The 18895-nt window shown below is 41.0% G+C and carries 18 protein-coding genes and 1 tRNA gene; 11 read left to right on the forward strand and 8 right to left on the reverse strand.

What is annotated here, in order from left to right:
- Positions 1 to 84: 84 nt before the first annotated feature.
- Both PGW97_RS22515 and PGW97_RS22520 read right to left on the reverse strand, forming a co-directional pair.
- Positions 85 to 819: a hypothetical protein gene (locus tag PGW97_RS22515; protein WP_273859897.1), complete on the reverse strand. Its 735-nt coding sequence runs from the start codon at positions 817 to 819 to the stop codon at positions 85 to 87.
- A 782-nt stretch (positions 820 to 1601) separates the two neighbouring features.
- Complete coding sequence (locus tag PGW97_RS22520; RefSeq protein ID WP_273859898.1) at positions 1602 to 2018, reverse strand: hypothetical protein; 417 nt, start codon at positions 2016 to 2018, stop codon at positions 1602 to 1604.
- A 552-nt stretch (positions 2019 to 2570) separates the two neighbouring features.
- Between PGW97_RS22520 and PGW97_RS22525 the strand changes: the two genes are divergently transcribed.
- A complete protein-coding gene (locus PGW97_RS22525; RefSeq protein ID WP_273859899.1) occupies positions 2571 to 2816 on the forward strand; it encodes a hypothetical protein in 246 nt (81 codons plus the stop codon).
- Between the two features lie 78 nt (positions 2817 to 2894).
- Positions 2895 to 3278, forward strand: a complete 384-nt coding sequence (locus tag PGW97_RS22530; RefSeq protein ID WP_273859900.1) for a hypothetical protein — start codon at positions 2895 to 2897, stop codon at positions 3276 to 3278.
- 477 nt (positions 3279 to 3755) lie between these two features.
- Here the strand turns inward: PGW97_RS22530 and PGW97_RS22535 are convergent, their stop codons facing one another.
- From PGW97_RS22535 to PGW97_RS22550, 4 genes are read right to left on the reverse strand one after another with little or no spacing between them, the layout of a single operon-like run.
- Positions 3756 to 6671 (reverse strand): AAA family ATPase, encoded by a 2916-nt coding sequence (locus PGW97_RS22535; protein ID WP_273859901.1) that lies wholly within the window; start codon positions 6669 to 6671, stop codon positions 3756 to 3758.
- A complete protein-coding gene (locus PGW97_RS22540) occupies positions 6671 to 7126 on the reverse strand; it encodes an ABC-three component system middle component 1 (RefSeq protein WP_273859902.1) in 456 nt (151 codons plus the stop codon). Before PGW97_RS22540 ends, PGW97_RS22535 begins: the two co-directional genes overlap by 1 nt.
- Positions 7119 to 8441, reverse strand: a complete 1323-nt coding sequence (locus PGW97_RS22545; protein WP_273859903.1) for a hypothetical protein — start codon at positions 8439 to 8441, stop codon at positions 7119 to 7121. Before PGW97_RS22545 ends, PGW97_RS22540 begins: the two co-directional genes overlap by 8 nt.
- Entirely contained in the window at positions 8438 to 9394 is a 957-nt protein-coding gene (locus PGW97_RS22550) for a ComEC/Rec2 family competence protein (protein WP_273859904.1), read from the reverse strand. The genes PGW97_RS22545 and PGW97_RS22550 overlap by 4 nt, the downstream gene beginning before the upstream one ends.
- A 1083-nt stretch (positions 9395 to 10477) precedes the next feature.
- Between PGW97_RS22550 and PGW97_RS22555 the strand changes: the two genes are divergently transcribed.
- The 3 genes from PGW97_RS22555 (at position 10478) to PGW97_RS22560 (ending at position 11959) form a co-directional block, all read left to right on the forward strand.
- Positions 10478 to 11113 carry a recombinase family protein gene (locus PGW97_RS22555; RefSeq protein WP_273859905.1) on the forward strand — a complete coding sequence of 212 codons (636 nt, stop codon included), beginning with the start codon at positions 10478 to 10480 and terminating at the stop codon, positions 11111 to 11113.
- Positions 11114 to 11446 (forward strand): recombinase family protein, encoded by a 333-nt coding sequence (locus PGW97_RS25230; RefSeq protein ID WP_443147128.1) that lies wholly within the window; start codon positions 11114 to 11116, stop codon positions 11444 to 11446. It begins immediately after the preceding gene.
- A 75-nt stretch (positions 11447 to 11521) separates the two neighbouring features.
- Complete coding sequence (locus PGW97_RS22560) at positions 11522 to 11959, forward strand: hypothetical protein (RefSeq protein WP_273859906.1); 438 nt, start codon at positions 11522 to 11524, stop codon at positions 11957 to 11959.
- A gap of 89 nt (positions 11960 to 12048) precedes the next feature.
- Here the strand turns inward: PGW97_RS22560 and PGW97_RS22565 are convergent.
- Positions 12049 to 12139, reverse strand: a tRNA-Ser gene (locus tag PGW97_RS22565).
- A gap of 214 nt (positions 12140 to 12353) precedes the next feature.
- Here PGW97_RS22565 and PGW97_RS22570 point away from each other — a divergent pair.
- Entirely contained in the window at positions 12354 to 12701 is a 348-nt protein-coding gene (locus tag PGW97_RS22570) for a hypothetical protein (RefSeq protein WP_053061894.1), read from the forward strand.
- 138 nt (positions 12702 to 12839) lie between these two features.
- Here PGW97_RS22570 and PGW97_RS22575 read toward each other — a convergent pair whose 3' ends face one another.
- A complete protein-coding gene (locus tag PGW97_RS22575) occupies positions 12840 to 13763 on the reverse strand; it encodes a DUF808 domain-containing protein (protein WP_047886173.1) in 924 nt (307 codons plus the stop codon).
- Positions 13764 to 14099: 336 nt separating this feature from the next.
- Here PGW97_RS22575 and PGW97_RS22580 point away from each other — a divergent pair, with 336 nt between their 5' ends.
- The 5 genes from PGW97_RS22580 to PGW97_RS22600 are packed head-to-tail and all read left to right on the forward strand — an operon-like array spanning position 14100 to position 18816.
- Positions 14100 to 15251 (forward strand): cytochrome c oxidase subunit II, encoded by a 1152-nt coding sequence (locus PGW97_RS22580; protein ID WP_273859907.1) that lies wholly within the window; start codon positions 14100 to 14102, stop codon positions 15249 to 15251.
- Positions 15251 to 17053, forward strand: a complete 1803-nt coding sequence (gene ctaD, locus PGW97_RS22585) for a cytochrome c oxidase subunit I (protein ID WP_047886175.1) — start codon at positions 15251 to 15253, stop codon at positions 17051 to 17053. Before PGW97_RS22580 ends, ctaD begins: the two co-directional genes overlap by 1 nt.
- Positions 17053 to 17697: a cytochrome c oxidase subunit 3 gene (locus tag PGW97_RS22590; protein ID WP_242551915.1), complete on the forward strand. Its 645-nt coding sequence runs from the start codon at positions 17053 to 17055 to the stop codon at positions 17695 to 17697. Before ctaD ends, PGW97_RS22590 begins: the two co-directional genes overlap by 1 nt.
- Positions 17698 to 17708: 11 nt before the next feature.
- A complete protein-coding gene (locus PGW97_RS22595) occupies positions 17709 to 18404 on the forward strand; it encodes a heme-copper oxidase subunit III family protein (RefSeq protein ID WP_273859908.1) in 696 nt (231 codons plus the stop codon).
- A gap of 49 nt (positions 18405 to 18453) precedes the next feature.
- A complete protein-coding gene (locus PGW97_RS22600) occupies positions 18454 to 18816 on the forward strand; it encodes a cytochrome C oxidase subunit IV family protein (protein ID WP_273859909.1) in 363 nt (120 codons plus the stop codon).
- Positions 18817 to 18895: the final 79 nt, after the last annotated feature.

Below are 18895 nucleotides of genomic sequence, written 5' to 3' on the forward strand. Positions count from 1 at the left end.
ATACCAGCAAATAGGCTGTACGTTTTGTTCGTGACTCATCTGCGAACCTGTCATTTTGAGTATGAGTCACTACACCTAAGTACTCTAACTTGGTTCGTTCGGGTTAGATAACTTTCGACAAGTCCATCCCATTGCTCTGCACGCATTAACGATGTGCTTTGGCTGTACCTCATTTTCATCAGGAACTTTTGGTGAAAGTCCCCCCGCAAGATCTCTATCAACTAGCAGGACAAGTCGTGAGCAAAACATATCGTGCTTCTTGTTAACTAGGTATCGACCAAACCGTGTCTTACAGTATATTTTTTCTGTCATAGCGACACCTAACTTTGTTCGGTTAGCCCATATATTAGCTACCGCCCATAAGCAGATAAAAATGATGGTCATCGCAAGTGCAATAAAATAGCTTTTTAAGCTCGCCCCTAGCTCTCTATTTATCGAGAACAGTTCGATGGACGAAGCCAAGATTAAAAGCGTGGCTAGAGTCCAAATAAATCCTGGAAAAATCGTGAACCCTGCATGAACAACGGTGTATCTTTTAGACTTTAATGATTGAACAAAACTTTCGAGCTGTTTACTTTGCATCAGTGAAAGTGACCCAGGCTTTTCTAGGAGTATGACTTGATCATTTGCATCAATAAATTCAGCTAAGGAAATTTCCCTTACTTCATCTGATGTAGTAGCGGTGCTTTTTGTTGCTTCTAATACCGTATTATGACTAGTTGCGATTGCAACATGGCTCCAGTCGCTCCTTGTAAGCATACAAATAATGCGACTTCCTAAAGAGTCACTTCTTGATGCAAGAATGTCACCTGCTTTCACCTTAACTCCTTATTATCAAACTCCACCTATTTTGATCGCTCCAGATCAGCAACTCAAGCTATATTATCAGGTTAAGGCTCAAGGAGCACAACAATAGCTTTATACCGCCTTCAACCAGGCCGCTCACTGGCGCTTGAACCCGAAATTTTGCTGCTTGATAAACCTGCGGCCTCATTGGATCCTGAAACGACAGCACAAATAGAGGAACTCATTATCCAACTGGCTACACGGTATACCATAGTTATGGTTTCCCATTCAGCACAGCAAACAAAAAAGCTAGCAGATCACATCAGCTATTTTGAACATGAAAGAATTGTATGACCAATATAAACACTCCCGCTAAAAGTAATACTTGTAGTGTTTTCCTACAGTCATTATTCATTTCCGACTTCTAATGTACATCATTTGCAAATACCATCGGGTAGAGAACTCAACCATTTGAGTCTCTAAGTGCACTTAATTGCTCAACCTTGGTGCCTGATGAAAAATAAACTTGTGGGTTACAAATGACACTATGAAGAGTCCGGTCACCGTTCAAGCCAACAAAACCTTGAGCGTGAGGCAAGAGTACATATGTTGAACCAGATGCCTGTGGCCATACGAAACAGCCATCATCTCTTTTGATCATTTCGTCCAGATTGTCAGTTCCCGATGACATACGACATTGATCTTGAAACCCATATTTTCCACGCCATGATACGAAAAGCCGGTATGAAACCTCCCCCCTCTGGGTAAGCCGCAAAATTATCCATGCATCTGGCTTATGAAGCCTCGATTCAGAGTCAGGTGTAATAACTATCATAGCTATCTACCTCATCTAAGATCTCCACAGGATTAATAACCAATCCATCCTCACTAACCTTCAATTTCAGCAGAGAAACCTCTAGTCCAGAAGGCGCCATATCAAAAGAATTGATTGTTCTTTGGAGAATAGCTGCCCCGTAGACATTGTGACGCTGATACCCAAATCGACTGAGGTGGTACGTAGAACCGCTCAACTGCTCTGATACAAACAAGCCGATTGTTGCATCATATATCAGGTTAAAGTCTTCAGCACCAGGTGAAAGGCGCCACGAATCGCCATCAAGATACCCGCCACTCCATATACACAACACTTTATAGGAATGAGCACCGTTGTTGTTAATATGGAAGATCGTCCATCCATCTGGTGTATACACACGCCCGTCAGGTTTAATCATAATGCGCCTCGCACCCATCCTTTATAAGTAGTAGAAAGAGCATTCATTTGATAGCCTTTTTATATCTCTACCTTCTTTAAGTTTTCCAGACATTTCACGTGCTTTAACAGCTGTTTCCAAAACACATAAATTGTTTCTCGTGCATCATCGACATCAACAAATAAATACGAAATCTGGATTCGAGAAGGCTGAAAACGACCACAGCAAGTCTGATGTACACACAATTGAAATGATAATTGAAGATCAAATAAATCAGATTGCTTGGGTAAGGAGTAAACCAGCCTCCGAGCTTGCCCTTGCTGGGAAAAGACTATTACCAGGGCTAACAATCGAAAATCATACCAATTCGTTACGAGCTGACTTTGGCTGACGTAAAGGCCATATTCATGCATCACAAGTGTTAACTCAATACCATCTGGCACAGTGAGCGTATGTTCAAGGTTTAACACATTTGGTGTATGCATATTGGCTGCCTCCAATTGCGATTCTTCAATTTATGAACCTATACTGTATGAAAATACAGTATAGAGTAAATTATGAGGTTGCACAGAAATGGCTAGATATCACAATCTGAAAATCAAGCTGACTCCACGATACATTGAAGCCCTCCATGAACTGATGGAAGCTGAACTCGAAATGATGAAAGATCAAGATAAAGACTACAGCGAGTGCTGGGCCTGGGGCATCTGCACCGTCGGCAACTTTTCAAAACCTAACCACCTCAACCTTAAATTTGGTGATGAGGCCTCTAAGCCGAAAGGTATGAAAAAGAGAACATGCGTCCGGGAAAACTGTTAGCTCCCCCGTACAAGGGGGCGCGAAGGCATCCGATTCCACAATTATCGAAAAAGTTAGCAATAATAACGAGGTTCTCACATGAAACATATCGTTCTAAACCGAATTAAAACACCAGATGGCACAGTTTTGATCAGCAGGCATCGACACGACTATGTCACTCACATTGATGCAAACGGCGAAACCTACATGGTCGATGGAGGAACTGACTATCTACGACGAAACGTTAATACCGAGCCATTTGAAGAGCAATCCATCTACACTGATGCACCTCACGATGAAATTCGACAAGGATTTTTCTGGGGTACCAGAGGCAAAGATGGTAATCAACCGGTCGAATTCAAACCTTTAAAGGAACTAGATACTGCTCACATTGAGGCCATTATTCAAACACAATCACACTTACCTAGTTGGAGAATTGAAGTTCTCAAAGCTGAATTGGCATTTCGCAAGAAGAACAGCTAGGCGTCACGCCTGATTGTTCGCTCGACGTTGTTAAATTATCCTTGTAAACCCAGGCTTTGTCCCAATAGGCTTTGTTTTGTCCCCAAACAGCGGGTTAAGGGCACAGCAATTTAAACATATAGTGTGCACGCTAAGCCTCAATTTAATGTTCCCAGAGGCATTATATTGAGCTCAGCAAATAATTGTGCTTTGTACTCAGTCTGTCTATTTATGCCCTTTTACAGGTATCGTAACTCATACTTGGACATTTTCGTGTTGGCAGATTTACTAAATTAGTGAAAGACGGATTAGCTAGCCTATGGCAAAACATAACTAGCAAAAGGCAAGACCTGACCCCATTCCCTTTGCAATAGGAGGGGGAAGAACGCTGCGTGATAAAGTTGCGAAATATTTCATTAAACTAGTTGAAGAAGAGCGCATGAACCAATGACTTGGCTTTGTTCAGCGCTCTAGCAATGAGAAATTAAACTATAGCATTTACAGGCTTATATATTTTGTTGGATAACGTATCTCAGGTAACTTCTCTCTAAACAAATTGAAAAAGCTACGATTATGAGTTGTAATTATTATTTGCTTTTTAAATCGTCGTGCAAATATTTTACACAAATCTATTAGAGCATAGCTGTTTAAGTCATCCATACTTTGCACTGGATCATCAATTACTATTGTATTGATAGCATTGTCGTCGAATTCTCTCGCATGATCCGCAAGGAAGATGCATATGGATAGTATGTTTATTTGCGCTTCGCTCAAATAATATATAGGAGTATTGTTATCATTAATTGAATTAGCCCTTGCTTGGATATATATCCCTTTGTTATTTCCGTTCAAGTCTACTTTGAAAGAAATCTCATCATACTTTAGGTGAGGTTCAATATACATAAACATATCATTAAGAACCTCACTATTAATGCTTTCACTAGCAAGTAGAGAGAAATATCCCATTGTATCATCTAAAGCACTATTAACTTTTCCTAAATTTACTATACCAGCGCTCAACTCTTCTCTTTTTGTAGCAAGGGATTTCTGACTTTCTACAATACTCTCTCTAATCCCACTTACTTTTTGAGATGTCATTATGTTAGATAAATATGAATCAAACTTATCTTGAAGCAAAGAAATTTGGTCTATAAAACAAGGTGTTTCACTAATTTTGTAAGAACTAATTCTTGATTTAATATGATTATAATTAGATCTAATTTCTTTTTTATTATTTGTAGTTCGACTTAGAACCTCTTGCATAGAGTTGTCTTGAGTAAAACCTGCACCTATCCTAAGTTTTAAAGTAGCATCTTCGATCTCTTTTAATTCAGAATCTGCAACAGAGATTTTTTTGCCTAGATTATCTAAACGACCATTAAGGTTATTTTTCCTAAACAAGTAAACATGGTTTAGCTCTGATATATGAAGAAGCTCTTCAATATTACAACCAAACTGACTTAAGCAGTTCTTACTTAACGCTTGAATATTAGAGTTATTATCATCCAACTCACTTTTCTTTTCAGAAATCAAGTTATCAACTTTAGCAGACCAGCGTTTATATTTATTATACCTTTTTGATTTCAATGAAATCCTTATTTCTAGATTTTTTTTGATTTCATATACCTGTTGTAATACATCATTGATATTAACGCCTTCATAATTAACATTAAAATCACTCAGCAGTGAATATAAATTAGAAAGTTGATTTCTTCTATCTGTAAGCTTTGAAAGCTTTTCATTGATAGCTATTTTTTGTTGAGAAACTTTATAATCAATATTCTTTTTAATGTTATCAATTTGTTCTACCAAGAGTAACTTTTGATTGTTCAGAGTACTTATAGCACCTTCAACTAAGCTTTGGGATTCTGATTCTAAACTTTCAACTGACTCAATTAACTCATCAATACTACCGTACTTTGTTCCACAAGCAGGACAGCTACTTAACTGCTTTTCATTTATAACTTCAATAACATAAGATTTAATTAGCCCAAGTTTTTCTTCAAACGTTGTTATCTTTTTCTTTTCTGATTCCAGATCAGTAATTTTAGAGTTTAAATTAGCTAATTCCAAAGACTTAGTTTTAAGGCTAGTTACATCGATATCATCTTTGTTTTTTTCAATATAAGACGCTCTTGTGAGCGATACTTGCTTTTCATTCTCAGACTCAATTTTACTATTTACCTTAGCAATAAAAGAGTCTCTGCGAATTATTTTCACTTCATTTTTATCACAACCACCAAAAACTGATGAAATAGAACTAATTACTAGCCCAATATTATTCTGCTTTTCAATGAGTATAGAGGGTTCATTCAATCCAAGTGCAAACTTTATCTCTGCATTAAGATCTACAAGTTTAGATATATAACTAGTACAATAGCCTAAGTTGAATTTTAACTCTGAGTATGATTTTAATTTACTGTTTATAGCAGCTATATTGCTAGGCTCTAGAAACAAATCAGTACTTTCTTTCTTATTCGTTAACTCACTTCGGCTTCTTTCAAGAACTCTGATTTCATTTTTTTTCTCAAGTGCCTTACCATCAAGATGCATTATCTTAGAAGCTAAGATTTGCTCTTTTACTGCTCGCTTGAAATCTGACACATCAAATGAAATAAGTTTTTCCTTTAAAGATACAAAGGATGAAGATAATTCAGTAAAGTATGAGACAATCTCAGTAAAAGTCTTATTTGATAAGTTCTGATATGAGCTATAGTTAGCCTTAAATAATTTATACTCTTCAGAACTAGTGAAGTTTTTGTCTTCAATAAAGTCATATTCTAATTCTTTAATATCATTTTCGTATGACTCTATCTGTTCCTCTATATAAACAATCTGATTTTTATTTTTTGTATTAGAGTTTTCAATCTTATTTTTAAGCTCATTCAGCTTGTCGTATACTTCAATATCCTTAGGGTTACTTTTGTTACTTACTAAAGATTTAAATAGTGCACCACTACTCGCTCCATACGAAAATTTACTGATAGTACCTTGACTTAGAATATTATCTACAAACTTATCTGAATTATCTATAGTACTTTCTTCTATACCTTCACAATAATCGTTATTTCTATTTTGCTTAGGTTTCGTTTTTCTCTTAATAATAGAACCATTCTCTAATTCTATGGAAACTGTAGCATTTTTCTTCGTACTTTGCCTATTTTTTAAGATATTACCTTCTTTAGGGTTTTTATTACGAGCGTTATTTTTAGATATGATACTATCCAGTCTGGAGATCTTGCCTGTAGTTGCCCATTCAATACCTTCAATTGCGCTCGTCTTACCAGTACCATTAGGAGCATAGATCACTACAATGTCTGCAACGTTGTTGTCCACTTCAAAATCTAGCTCTAGACTTCCAGAGAATGCCCTGAAGCTATCAAAAGAAACCTTCTTTATTTTATTTGTACTCATTATTTTACGGCCATTAAATCAAATACTTCAGGGTGTTTTTTCTTAATTAACTCTATTAACGATAATGAACTAACCTTTCGTTCATTCTTTGTGTTATAGAAAACTAACTCTTTTATACTTGACTCAATATCACTTACGTTACTTCGAGCTATTTTCCTACAACAATAAGTATCAGATTGAATTTTCTTTCTTGTTTCAATGTCAATTTCATCAGTAGAACAAAAAACAAGAAGTAAGTTACTAGCAGAAACTTCATCTAGGAGATTAGATTGAAAATACAATGCTGTTTGAGTTGTTATATCACTCCAGTTACACTTTATATTTTCAGAGTTTGATTGATAACAGAGAATTATATCTCCTTCATCACTGAACAATAATATGTCATTGTCTATAATAAAGCTCTTTGCTGCATCCTTATCTTCAAAATCCAAAGAACTATAGTCAATATTATTCATACTTTTTAACCACCTCGATGATTTCATTTTTAATCAAAGATTTATCATATTCCTCATCATAAAATTCATTTTCAATATGGCTAACGATCATTTCAACTAGAAACTTAATGTTAATCACTGAGAATTTCATCCTGGATTTTTTTATAGGCTCTAAAAAGTTTCTCAATCTACCTTTTTCCAGAACAGATGCAGATGTATCATAAAGCTCAGGTATTCTACCTTCAGCGTAGTTCGATATAACTCTTGAGACCCTTTTTTTTGTTAAATATTTCAAATCATTATTATCATTAGAATATATAATTAGAACTATAGAGTTTGAATACTCGAAGCTATTCTCTTGTCTTATTAAATTGGCAACAAGTTTATGCTTTTCTTTAAAGTCAGTAACATGAATTGTAAATATCCTTTCACTTTCGAAGTTAGTAGGATTCAACAAAACATCTGACAACTCTTCATCCATAATCATGGATATTATTCTTGTATGAATATACGACTTAAGAGATTCTAAGTTTCTTAATAAAGATAAATGTTGTGTGTTTTTCGGTTGATCATCAGGCAAATAAAAATACTTACACTTCTGAAGCTCTTCTAGGTCTAGATACTTTAATTTTTCTAAAAAATCACCATCCAATATATATTGAATAATTTTCTCATCTAAGACTTCACATGATTTCTCGACAATTTCATCTATGGTGTTTTTACATTTTATCTCTTCTTTTATTAAACTAGGTAATGAATCAATGACTTTAATGAGTTTTGTTCCTAGTATTCTTTGATATGAGAAACTTTCATCAAACGAATCAGTAATTATTCCTTTTAAATATATGGTATCGTTAGTAACTTCGAAAATTGGCCCACCGGAGAAACCTTCTATATTATCCTTATCTGAATAAGTTGGAAGATTTTCATCAATCCTAAAGAACATTTTTTCTTCTACATTTAAAATGGTTCCTTGATGCTCAATAGACTTATGTATCGATGTTTTAACCAAAGACTTTGGATAACCTAATATCCAACACTTTGAATCATGATTCATTTTTATTTTTTCATCTATACACAATTCGATATTATTGTTGCACGCTATATTTATCTTAATGATTGAGACATCGAACTCTTCCAACGAACAAACAAATTCAGAATCAAGTAGCTTTTTATTTGAGTCATACACCTCGATGTTGTCTACATCAATATTATGTGTAGCTGTGAGCACATAAGAATGTTCTGTTAACCCTAAATTTAGCCAAACTCCACTTCCTTTTAGCTTTGACTTAACTTGCACAAGTGCAGCGTGCAAATTACTAAGATCAACATTCATAGATTAATCCTCGTCCCAAACTCATACTCAACGAAATCTAACTCAATGTCTTTATTCATACGCTCACTGTGTACCCAACTTCCCTTTGGTACATAAACTTCTGAATTCTTGAAGTTATTTTCAATCAGCGCGATAGTGAAATAGTTCGGGTATGAGGATTTGTTTCCAGGTATCAAGTATTTGTTTGATGGAAAGCTTGTTAACAGCTCTCTGTTGATATTGAACTTACTTCCGTGATGGGGAACTTTGAAAATATCTACGGGTGTTTCGCCTAAGCCATCCTTAATAATTTGGCTTGGAGTACTGTCACCACAAAATAACATTTTCTTCTCATCGCATGTAATTAAGCACACGATGCTGGACAAATTTTGTGGTTTGCGATCTTCCTTGTGTTTCTCCTCAATTAGTTTTTCTTTGTCATACTCTTCATCTTCGTCATGACCAATATTCGTTTTTAACCAATTTTCATGATCTAGTTCCAAAGCACACTTCGTAGGAGACAATATATCTATAACAATGCCCTCGCCAAGGTTGAACTGATCACCCTCAACGGCTTGAGTAAAGTTGATGCCTTTTTTGATAATCAACTCTAGAAGTTGGTTCCCTTCCTTGTAGCCACACTGAGTTTTCTTATCTTTAACTAACTCTGGCTCGACAATGCTGTTCGGAACATTGAACAAGACACGCCTCACATTGTCAGCGTTAACATTATCGCTTTCGAAGAACGCTAATAAGCCATTTACATGGTCTATATCGACGTGAGTCAACACTACAAGGTCAATAATGTCCCCTTGTTCGAAAATTTTTTCTATCAGCTTAAGTGCTTGTCTACCATCTCTCTTAAGACCTCCGTCTATTAATATGTGCTTGTTCTGATTCTGGCTACGAAAAGTCAAAAGAAATGAGTCTGCATTGGACTCTGTTAGAGTAGTTAGTTCTATGTTGATAGTCATGGTCACTGTATAGCTTTTGAAAACACTATCAGTAATTTACCACAGTTGCATATTACGTGTGTATCTAAAACCACACCATGTGTGTTGAATAGCACGCGGTAGACATAAAGAAATCGACCAACGCTAGCCTTCATTTCTTTACAAGCAAGGAACCTTGGGGTCAGGTCTTGCTTTTTGCCTGACATTAGTTCAAATATTGCAAAAAATCGCGTATTCGAATCCGGGTAAGGAGCGGTGCTGACATGTTTTGGGGCACAAGCTTCTCAGAGCATCGAAAACCTATTTGGCCCTAATAACCTGACTCATTTATTGTGACAAATATGAATCAGCCTTTGCTCGACGATTCCATCATAGGTGAGCTAGATATATTGCTCTAGCTATGGTGTTGAGAACAATGAAGTCGAGATGAACAGCTATTGTATGCCCCAAAACCTATAGACCTATAGACCTATAGACCTATAGACCTATGAGCATTAATTCCTCAAAAAATTCCGCAATGCTTATAGAAAATTTTCCACTAATAAAAAACCAAACCATAACTAGTAATTATAAGCATGGTTAAATAAAAAAACCAATATATTAAAAAGTTAAATAACTAATACATAATTTTATATTAGTATTGATATATTTAATGCTACAGAAACCATAACCTAATTTATCACATTAGTCCACAACAAATTAATTATTGAACAAACATATACCACATCTACAGTTATTAGATATATCCCGAACGATACATGAGGTTTCAAATGAAAAAAGACTTTGTATTTGAAAGCAAAGAGTTAAGAGTTAAGAGTTAAGAGTTAAGAGTTAAGAGTTAAGAGTTAAGAGTTAAGAGTTAAGAGTTAAGAGTTAAGAGTTAAGAGTTAAGAGTTAAGAGTTAAGAGTTAAGAGTTAAGAGTTAAGAGTTAAGAGTTAAGAGTTAAATTTATATTAACCAGCACTTACAACAAAGCAATTATTGACACTGTTAGAGACAATTTTGACGATTTTCAGAAGATTCTTTTAACGAACATTAATGACGACAACTAATGATTTATTCATAGTTTCCACAATACAAACATCCAGTAAAAAGAGTGAAAAATGAAAGTAATAGCTTACATTAGAGTATCATCAAAGCACCAAGTTGAGTACGGTGATTCTTTAGCAGGTCAGGAAGAAAGTATAAACAAATGGGCAAAGAACAATGGACACACCATTGTTAGAAAATATATAGACGCCGGTTCTTCTGCTTATGATGATAGTCATCGACCACAATTTAATTTGATGTTGAGAGAAATTGATAAACAGAGCTTTGATTGTGATGCGATAATCGTATATGGCCTATCTCGCTTTTCAAGAAGTACCATTTCGCAAGCATCAGCTCTCTCAATCTTAGAGAAATATAAGATTAGAATTTTTTCTATTGTTGAACCACTTCCTGAAGACTATATGACATATAAGTTATTGCTTACTATATTTGGTTTAATAAATGAAATGCAGAGCAAAAATAACTCAGACACTGTTTGCGATCGTCTACAAGGTACGGCTGATAAAGGGTATTTCACTGGAGGAACTATCCCTTATGGCTATGAATCAGTACACGTTACAGATGAGTCGGTGTTCAGAAAAAAACTTGTAATCAATGAAGAAGAAGCAAAAGTCATAAGGAAAATCTATGAATTAGCAACAAAAGGTAATACCGGTAAAGGATGGGGGTTGAAAAAAATAACATCATAATTGAATGATAATGCCATCCTCAATCGAGGTAATTATTGGAAAACGAGCACTATTCATCGAATTCTCCACAATACTATTTATTACGGGGAAAGGATTTATGGAAGAAAAAGAGTTGAGCGCCGTGGAAAGATAAACCCACCACCTACTATAGTAAAATCACCTGCGATTATATCAAGAGAAACATTTGACAATGTTAATCGCAAATTAAAATCTAGAGATCTCAAAAACAACAAGGATAAGTCTATAAGATCTAACTCTCTTTTAACTGGAATAGTCAAGTGCGGAATATGTAATTCAAACCTTGTTATTACCACAGGTAAAAGTGGTAATTAAAAATACTATACATGTGGTAATAGAATAAGGAACAGTGTAAATTCTTGCCGTTGTAAAAACATCCCAAAGCATAAGTTGGAAGATATTGTAAAGCAATCACTATTAGATAACATTCTTATAGAGAGTGTCATCATAAAAATCCTTCATGATCTAAAAAGAATTATACGTGCAAATGACACAAATGAAAAAGAATTAAAGAAACTTAACGCTCAATTAAAAAGCAAACAAAACAACTTAAATGTTTTTTATGATAATTTACTTTCAAACAAGGTTGAATTTGATGAAACAATAAGAATTTTTATCAACTCTGAACAACAGAAACTAAATGATATAAAAAATGAAATTGACAGAATCGTTTGTTCAAAGCAAATTACTTATAAAAACTTTGGCATCAATCAAATTAGAAATTTTATTAAATCGGTTAGAGGCTTGCTCATTTCTACCGACTCAGAACTCACTAAGTCATTTTTAATTTCACTAGGGATGGAGGTGATAGTATACCCAAAGAGGTGAAGGTGAAGGGAAGCCAAGTTGCTCTTCTTCATCTTGTATCAAGCACAAAAAAGGGCACCTCTGATGAGGTGCCCAGATTCGTTACTGTTTGGCGGAGAGATAGGGATTTGAACCCTAGATACGCTATAAACGTATGCCGGTTTTCAAGACCGGTGCTTTCAACCACTCAGCCATCTCTCCGTAAGTGCAGGCATAGTAATGGAGTCCGTTCAGGTTGTAAAGGCACATAGAAACCAAGTGATTACTTAGCCGCCACCAAGGGGACATTTGTTGATTTTTGCTTCATTTTGTAAATAGACACTGGCAAACAGTGACCAACATAGCGCATATTAATTGAAACGAATCATGCTTGTTATGCCAAGATGACGGATAAATTCAATGATAAGGAGGAACAATGTCCCTCGTTCAAGCGACTCTGACGCTCCCTGCACATCTTTTGCCTGGCGGCATTGAACCGGAGGCGTCCGTATTTGGCTTCCGTGAAGTCAGCAGACACCATCTTGAAGCCGATATAAAGTCCGGTCTGACGCGATTTATTTTTATGCATCCCATTCCAGAGCTGGACGAAAAGCAATTTGATCAGGCCGCAGAGCAATTTATGTGGAGAATGGCGAAAGGCACGCCTTATCAGGTTGATAAATCATTTACCAAGCCAGCACGCCATGAATGCCGCAGTTTTTTCTACAAGAAGAATGCGCTGTTCATGGAAGAGGCGTCGCTGGAATCGATTCTGACGAAATAACCGGTAACTGGGTTAAAGCCTTTCTCCAGACACCCGCTCAGACATTTTCTGCTTCTTTTATGCGGAGCAAATAAACAAGGCGCTCATTTTGAACGCCTTGTTTATTGGATAGAGGTTATTGAATCAGTTTTATTGTACTTATTTGGCCGCCACGAATGTCGATTTCAGACGGCTGAACATCTTAACAACCACCAACACAACAGCCCCACTAAACAAACCCACAGCCGCGTTAACAAACGCCGGTAACATCCAGCTACCGCCCGGCACCACCGATGCCCGCTCAGCCAGATGGTCCAGAATAATGTGCGAGTGTGGCATGCTGTGCACCACAATGCCTCCCCCGACCAGGAACATGGCGATAGTGCCCACAACGGCCAGCGTCTTCATCAGATATGGCGCTGATTTTATCAGGCTGTTGCCGATCCCACGCTTAAACGTTCCCGGTTCACTCCGTTTTTCCAGATACAACCCGAGATCATCAAGCTTAACAATGCCGGCCACCAGCCCGTAAACTCCGATGGTCATAACGATAGCAATAGCACTAACCACAAGCACCTGGGTCAGAATAGGCACCTCCTGCACCGTCCCGAGGGCAATCACGATGATCTCAGCAGAAAGGATAAAATCCGTACGGATTGCCCCCTGGATCTTATTGCGTTCGAATTCAACCAGATCCTCAGCCGCATCCATCATCTCCAACTGATCAGACTCTTCAGGGCGAGCAGGGTGCAGCACTTTTTCGAGCACCTTTTCGAAGCCTTCGAAACACAGAAACAGCCCCCCCATGAGCAGCATCGGCATGATCAGCCAAGGCGCAAAGGCACTGATGAGCAAGGCTGCAGGCACCAGAATGAGCTTGTTCCGAAACGACCCTTTGGCCACTGCCCAGACGACAGGAATTTCTCGTTCAGCCCGAACGCCAGCCACTTGCTGTGCGTTCAGGGCTAAGTCATCACCCAACACCCCTGCTGTTTTTCGCGCCGCGACCTTACTCATGACTGCGACATCATCCAGTACCGTTGCGATGTCATCTAACAGGGTTAATAAACTTGCTCCAGCCACCAGACACCTCAATATTTATCGATCTTACTGTTTCTAACCATAGGGCCAGTTAGCCTTTCGTGGCGGAAAATCGTTCAGTAGAAAAGCATCCCGACAGGCCCTGATAAGCGCCATCCTGAAAGGCCAACACACCTTAGTGAACAATTTATTTTTGCTGATTATCTCGCGATGACAGCAAACGCCCACTAAAATGTAACAGGATATTACCATTATTTGTTTATGTAGCTAGACATAAATTACCTGACTGCTCATTGGGTTATGTCACTTTAGGGGTTCCCAGTTAATCATAAGGCTCATTGCCAAGGACACAGCTGGCTTGTGCGAGGTTTTGTGCCTATGGCAATTGCCATTGCCCTGATTGTGATTGTCATAGCTTCAATCGCATTCCACTTCCTCAGCCCCTGGTGGTTAACGCCTGCTGCTTCAAACTGGGGGGAAATTGATGACGCCCTGACACTGACTATTGTCATTACCGGGGCGTTTTTTATCGGCATTAACCTGCTTATCGCCTGGTTAGTGATTCGCTTTCGCCATCGTAAAGGCCACACTTCCTCTTATCAGCCGGATAACAAACGCCTGGAACATTGGCTGATAGGACTGACTACCATAGGGATTATCGGCCTGCTGGCTCCGGGCCTGTTCGTTTACGCCAAATTTGTCAGTGTGCCGGACGACGCTAAAATCATTGAAGTTGTGGGGGAGCAATGGAAATGGAGCTTTCGTTTTCCCGGCGAGGATGATCAACTGGGAAAATCCAGTATCAGTTTTGTCTCCCCCGGCAACCCGCTGGGGCTGGATCCGAATGATCCGGCTTCTGCCGATGACAAAATCATCGTCAGCCCTGAACTGCATTTACCCCTTTATACCCCGTATAAGGTGCTGCTCCGCTCCAAAGACGTGCTGCACGATTTCAACGTTCCTCAGTTTCGCGCCAAGATGGATCTGGTGCCCGGCACCGTGAGCCATTTCTGGTTTACCCCGACCCAACGCGGCACCTTTGACATCCTCTGTGCGGAGCTCTGTGGTGTCGGCCACTTCAACATGCGAGGCCGGGTCGTGGTTGAAGACGATGCGGCATTCGGCCGCTGGCTGGCACAACAACCAACCTTTGCCCAGACGCAGCAGCCTAAAGAGGCTGGCGAAGTAACCGATCTTGTGGCAATGGGCAAAACACTGTCTGAAGTGAACGGATGCATCGGCTGCCACAGTCTGGACGGTAAACCCGGCGTGGGACCAACCTGGCTAGGCTTATACGGCAAAACCGAAACGCTGTCGGACGACACGAACGTCAAGGTCGATGACGCCTATCTCAGAAAGTCGATCCTCAATGCCAGTGCCGAAATCGTCAAAGGGTTTCCGAGTATTATGCCGGTTTACCAGTTCTCCGATCAGGAAGTGGATGCCCTGATTGCCTATATCAAAGCGATTTCTGCTCCGCCGCCTTCCGGGGAACCGACAGGCAGTAACCAGTCAGAAGGAGCCGAGTAATGTTTGACACCAGTGACTATGCCCCCAAAGCTCATCCCCAGTCCTTCTGGACAAAATACGTCTGGAGTCAGGATCATAAAGTGATTGCGATTCAGTACTCGCTGACCGCAATCGCGATGGGTTTTATCGCATTGGTGCTGTCATGGCTGATGCGTCTGCAAATCGGCTTTCCCGGCCAATTTGATTTTATTGATGTACATACTTATTACCAGTCACTGACCCTGCACGGGATGATCATGGTGGTTTACCTGCTGACGGCCCTATTTTTAGGCGGATTTGGGAATTATCTGATACCACTCATGGTTGGCGCGCGAGACATGGTATTCCCGTTTCTCAACATGCTGAGCTACTGGTTCTATCTGGTTGCGTCACTGATTCTGGTTGCCAGCTTTTTTGTCTCTGGCGGCCCGACCGGCGCAGGCTGGACGCTTTACCCGCCTCAGGCCATTTTACCCGGTACACCCGGTACCGATTGGGGCATCGTGCTGATGCTGATTTCTCTGGCGGTCTTCATCGTTGCCGCGACGATGGGCGGCCTGAACTATGTCACGACGGTTTTGCAGGCGCGTACCCAGGGTATGACGCTGCTGCGCCTGCCGTTAACAGTATGGGGAATATTTACCGCATCTGTGATGGCTTTATTAGCGTTCCCTGCCCTGCTGGTCAGCGCCATCATGATGCTGTTCGATAAACTGCTGGGCTCCAGCTTTTTCATGCCCGCCGTCATTTCCATGGGACAACAGGCCGATTACGGCGGCGGCAGCCCGATTCTGTTCCAGCACCTTTTCTGGTTCTTCGGCCACCCTGAAGTTTACATCGTTGCCCTGCCCGCGTTCGGGATTGTGTCTGATCTCATCAGTATTCATGCCCGAAAAAACATTTTCGGCTATCGGATGATGGTGTGGGCCATTGTGGGTATTGCAGCGCTTAGTTTTATTGTGTGGGCACACCATATGTATGTCAGCGGGATGAACCCGTATTTCGGTTTCTTTTTTGCGACCACAACGCTGGTGATTGCCGTTCCCACCGCAATCAAAGTCTATAACTGGCTGCTGACACTGTGGAACGGTGATATTCATCTCAGCCTGCCGATGCTGTTTGCCATTGCTTTTATGAGCACCTTTATTATCGGGGGGCTGACCGGACTGTTCCTAGGTAATGTGGTGGTCGATATTCCGCTGTCTGATACCTACTTTGTGGTGGCACATTTCCATATGGTCATGGGGGTTTCCCCGATTCTGGTGATTTACGGCGGTATCTATCACTGGTATCCCAAAGTCACCGGTCGCATGCTCAACCCGGCACTGGGACATATCCACTTTTGGATCACCTTTATTGGCACTTACGCCATTTACTTTCCGATGCACTACCTCGGCATCATGGGCATGCCCCGCCGGTATTACGCCTATGAGAATTACACCTTTATTCCGGAGTCTGCCCAAAGTCTGAATGCATTCATCACCATTGCGGCGCTGGTTGTCGGCGCTGGCCAGCTGATTTTTCTGTTTAACATGTTCTGGAGCCGAAAATACGGCAAAGTCGCTGACAGTAACCCGTGGAAAGCCACCTCACTGGAATGGTTCACACCACAAACCCCACCCGGCCACGGCAACTGGGGCGATTCTCTGCCAGTGGTGTATCGCTGGGCGTACGATTTCAGCGTGCCGGGTCATGACCGAGACTTCATTCCGCAGACAGAACCGCAACACCCCGTTACGGAAAGTCCTGAGCCAGAATCCCCCACTGCAGCTTCAAAAGGGGGTGGCCCGGATACCCCCGTCAAAGCAAATAAGGAGCGATGATGGCCAATCCCGATTCCAAACCGGCATCTTCACCGCAGTCTAAGCCCGAAGTAACAATGCGACTGGCGACGCTGACCACAGACCCGGATGCGCGGTACATCCCACGCGGCATCACACCTCCCGCATCCACCGGACTGTGGGTACTCATGATGGTCATAACCGTGATGTTTCTGCTGTTTACCGCCGCTTACCGGATACGCATGACCCTGCCTGACTGGCAGACGCTCAATGAACCGTGGCAGCTTGGCATCAGCACTGCCATGCTGGTGATGAGCTGTATCACCATGCATTTGTGCTACCGCCAATCAACCCTACTGCCTTCTCTTCGTGCGAGCATTACCCTGCTGAGGATGACCGTCCTGTTTACACTGGCATTTATCGCCTCACAGTTATGGGCCTGGCAGTCTCTGATAGACAGCGGACTGGGAGTCAGCAGCAATCCGGCCAGCAGTTTTTTTTATCTGTTAACCGGTATGCACGGACTGCATGTGCTGGGCGGCCTGCTCGCCCTTGGCTGGGTGGTCTGGCAAGCCTTTCGCGGTCAGCGTAACAAACTGAACCCGGCGCTTCGACTGTGTACCCGCTACTGGCATTTTCTGCTGTTCGTCTGGCTGTTTCTGCTCGGACTGCTGCGCTTTACCTGAGGATTCCCATTATGAATGAACCTGCCTCCCGTACGGTTAACACAGACACATTGCCCGGCGACGGTCAGTGGGCGTCCATTATTGAAGATTATGCCGGTGATAAGGCGGTATTTCACATCTCGCCCATGAAAGCCATGATGTGGATTTTCCTGCTCAGCGACATTTTCGTCTTCAGCTGTTTTCTGGTCGGGTATATGTCAGTACGGATGACCACCACAGATCCCTGGCCGTTGCCCAGTGAAGTATTCGCCCTGACCATTGGTGGACAGTCGATCCCGCTGATCCTGATCGCCATCATGACCTTTATCCTGATCACCAGCAGCGGCACCATGGCGATGGCGGTGAATTTCGGATACCAGAAACGGCGGGAAATGACTGCCCTGCTGATGGTGTTCACTGCTCTGCTCGGCATGAGTTTTGTCGGTATGCAGGCCTTTGAATGGAGCAAACTAATTGCAGAAGGTTTCCGTCCCTGGGGGAATGAAAGCGGTGCAGCCCAGTTTGGTGCCAGTTTCTTTATGATCACTGGCTTTCATGGGTTACATGTCAGTGTCGGGGTCATTTATCTGCTAACCGTCGCCTTTAAAGTGTTACGGGGTGACTATGAGCGGCGGGGCAATTACGAGATCGTCGAAATTGCTGGTCTGTACTGGCACTTTGTAGATTTGGTCTGGGTATTCATCTTCGCGTTGTTCTATCTGTGGTGATACCCGCTTTCATCGAATGTTAAACCCGGTCCGGCAGCAAGGAGGATGTATGTACCATACCACTTCGCCAACCGAAACAGGTTCCGGCCACACCGCTCAGGGGCAGCGACACCCGATTGGCATCTACCTGAAGGTCTGGCTGATGCTGTTTTTTCTCAGCACCATGTCCTACCTGGTGGATTATTTTCATCTGGAAGGATTGTTGCGCTGGAGCCTGATCCTGCTGTTTATGGCACTGAAAGCCGGGCTGATCGCCGCAGTATTCATGCACATGCGCTGGGAAAGGCTGGCACTGGTTTATACGATCTTTCTGCCGCCGCTGGTATTGTTGGTATTAATCGGCCTCATGGCGACTGAAGCTGACTACATTTTCCAGCTCCGCGAGTTTTTCTTTACAACATTATCAGGCTGAACACTCTTAGCTGAATTCACTCTGACACTTAATATCAGAGGCATTGTCGATATCATCGCCGTCATCGATATTCGAGATG

The organism is Photobacterium sp. GSS17 (assembly GCF_028621875.1).
Taxonomy (GTDB): Bacteria; Pseudomonadota; Gammaproteobacteria; order Enterobacterales; family Vibrionaceae; genus Photobacterium; species Photobacterium ganghwense.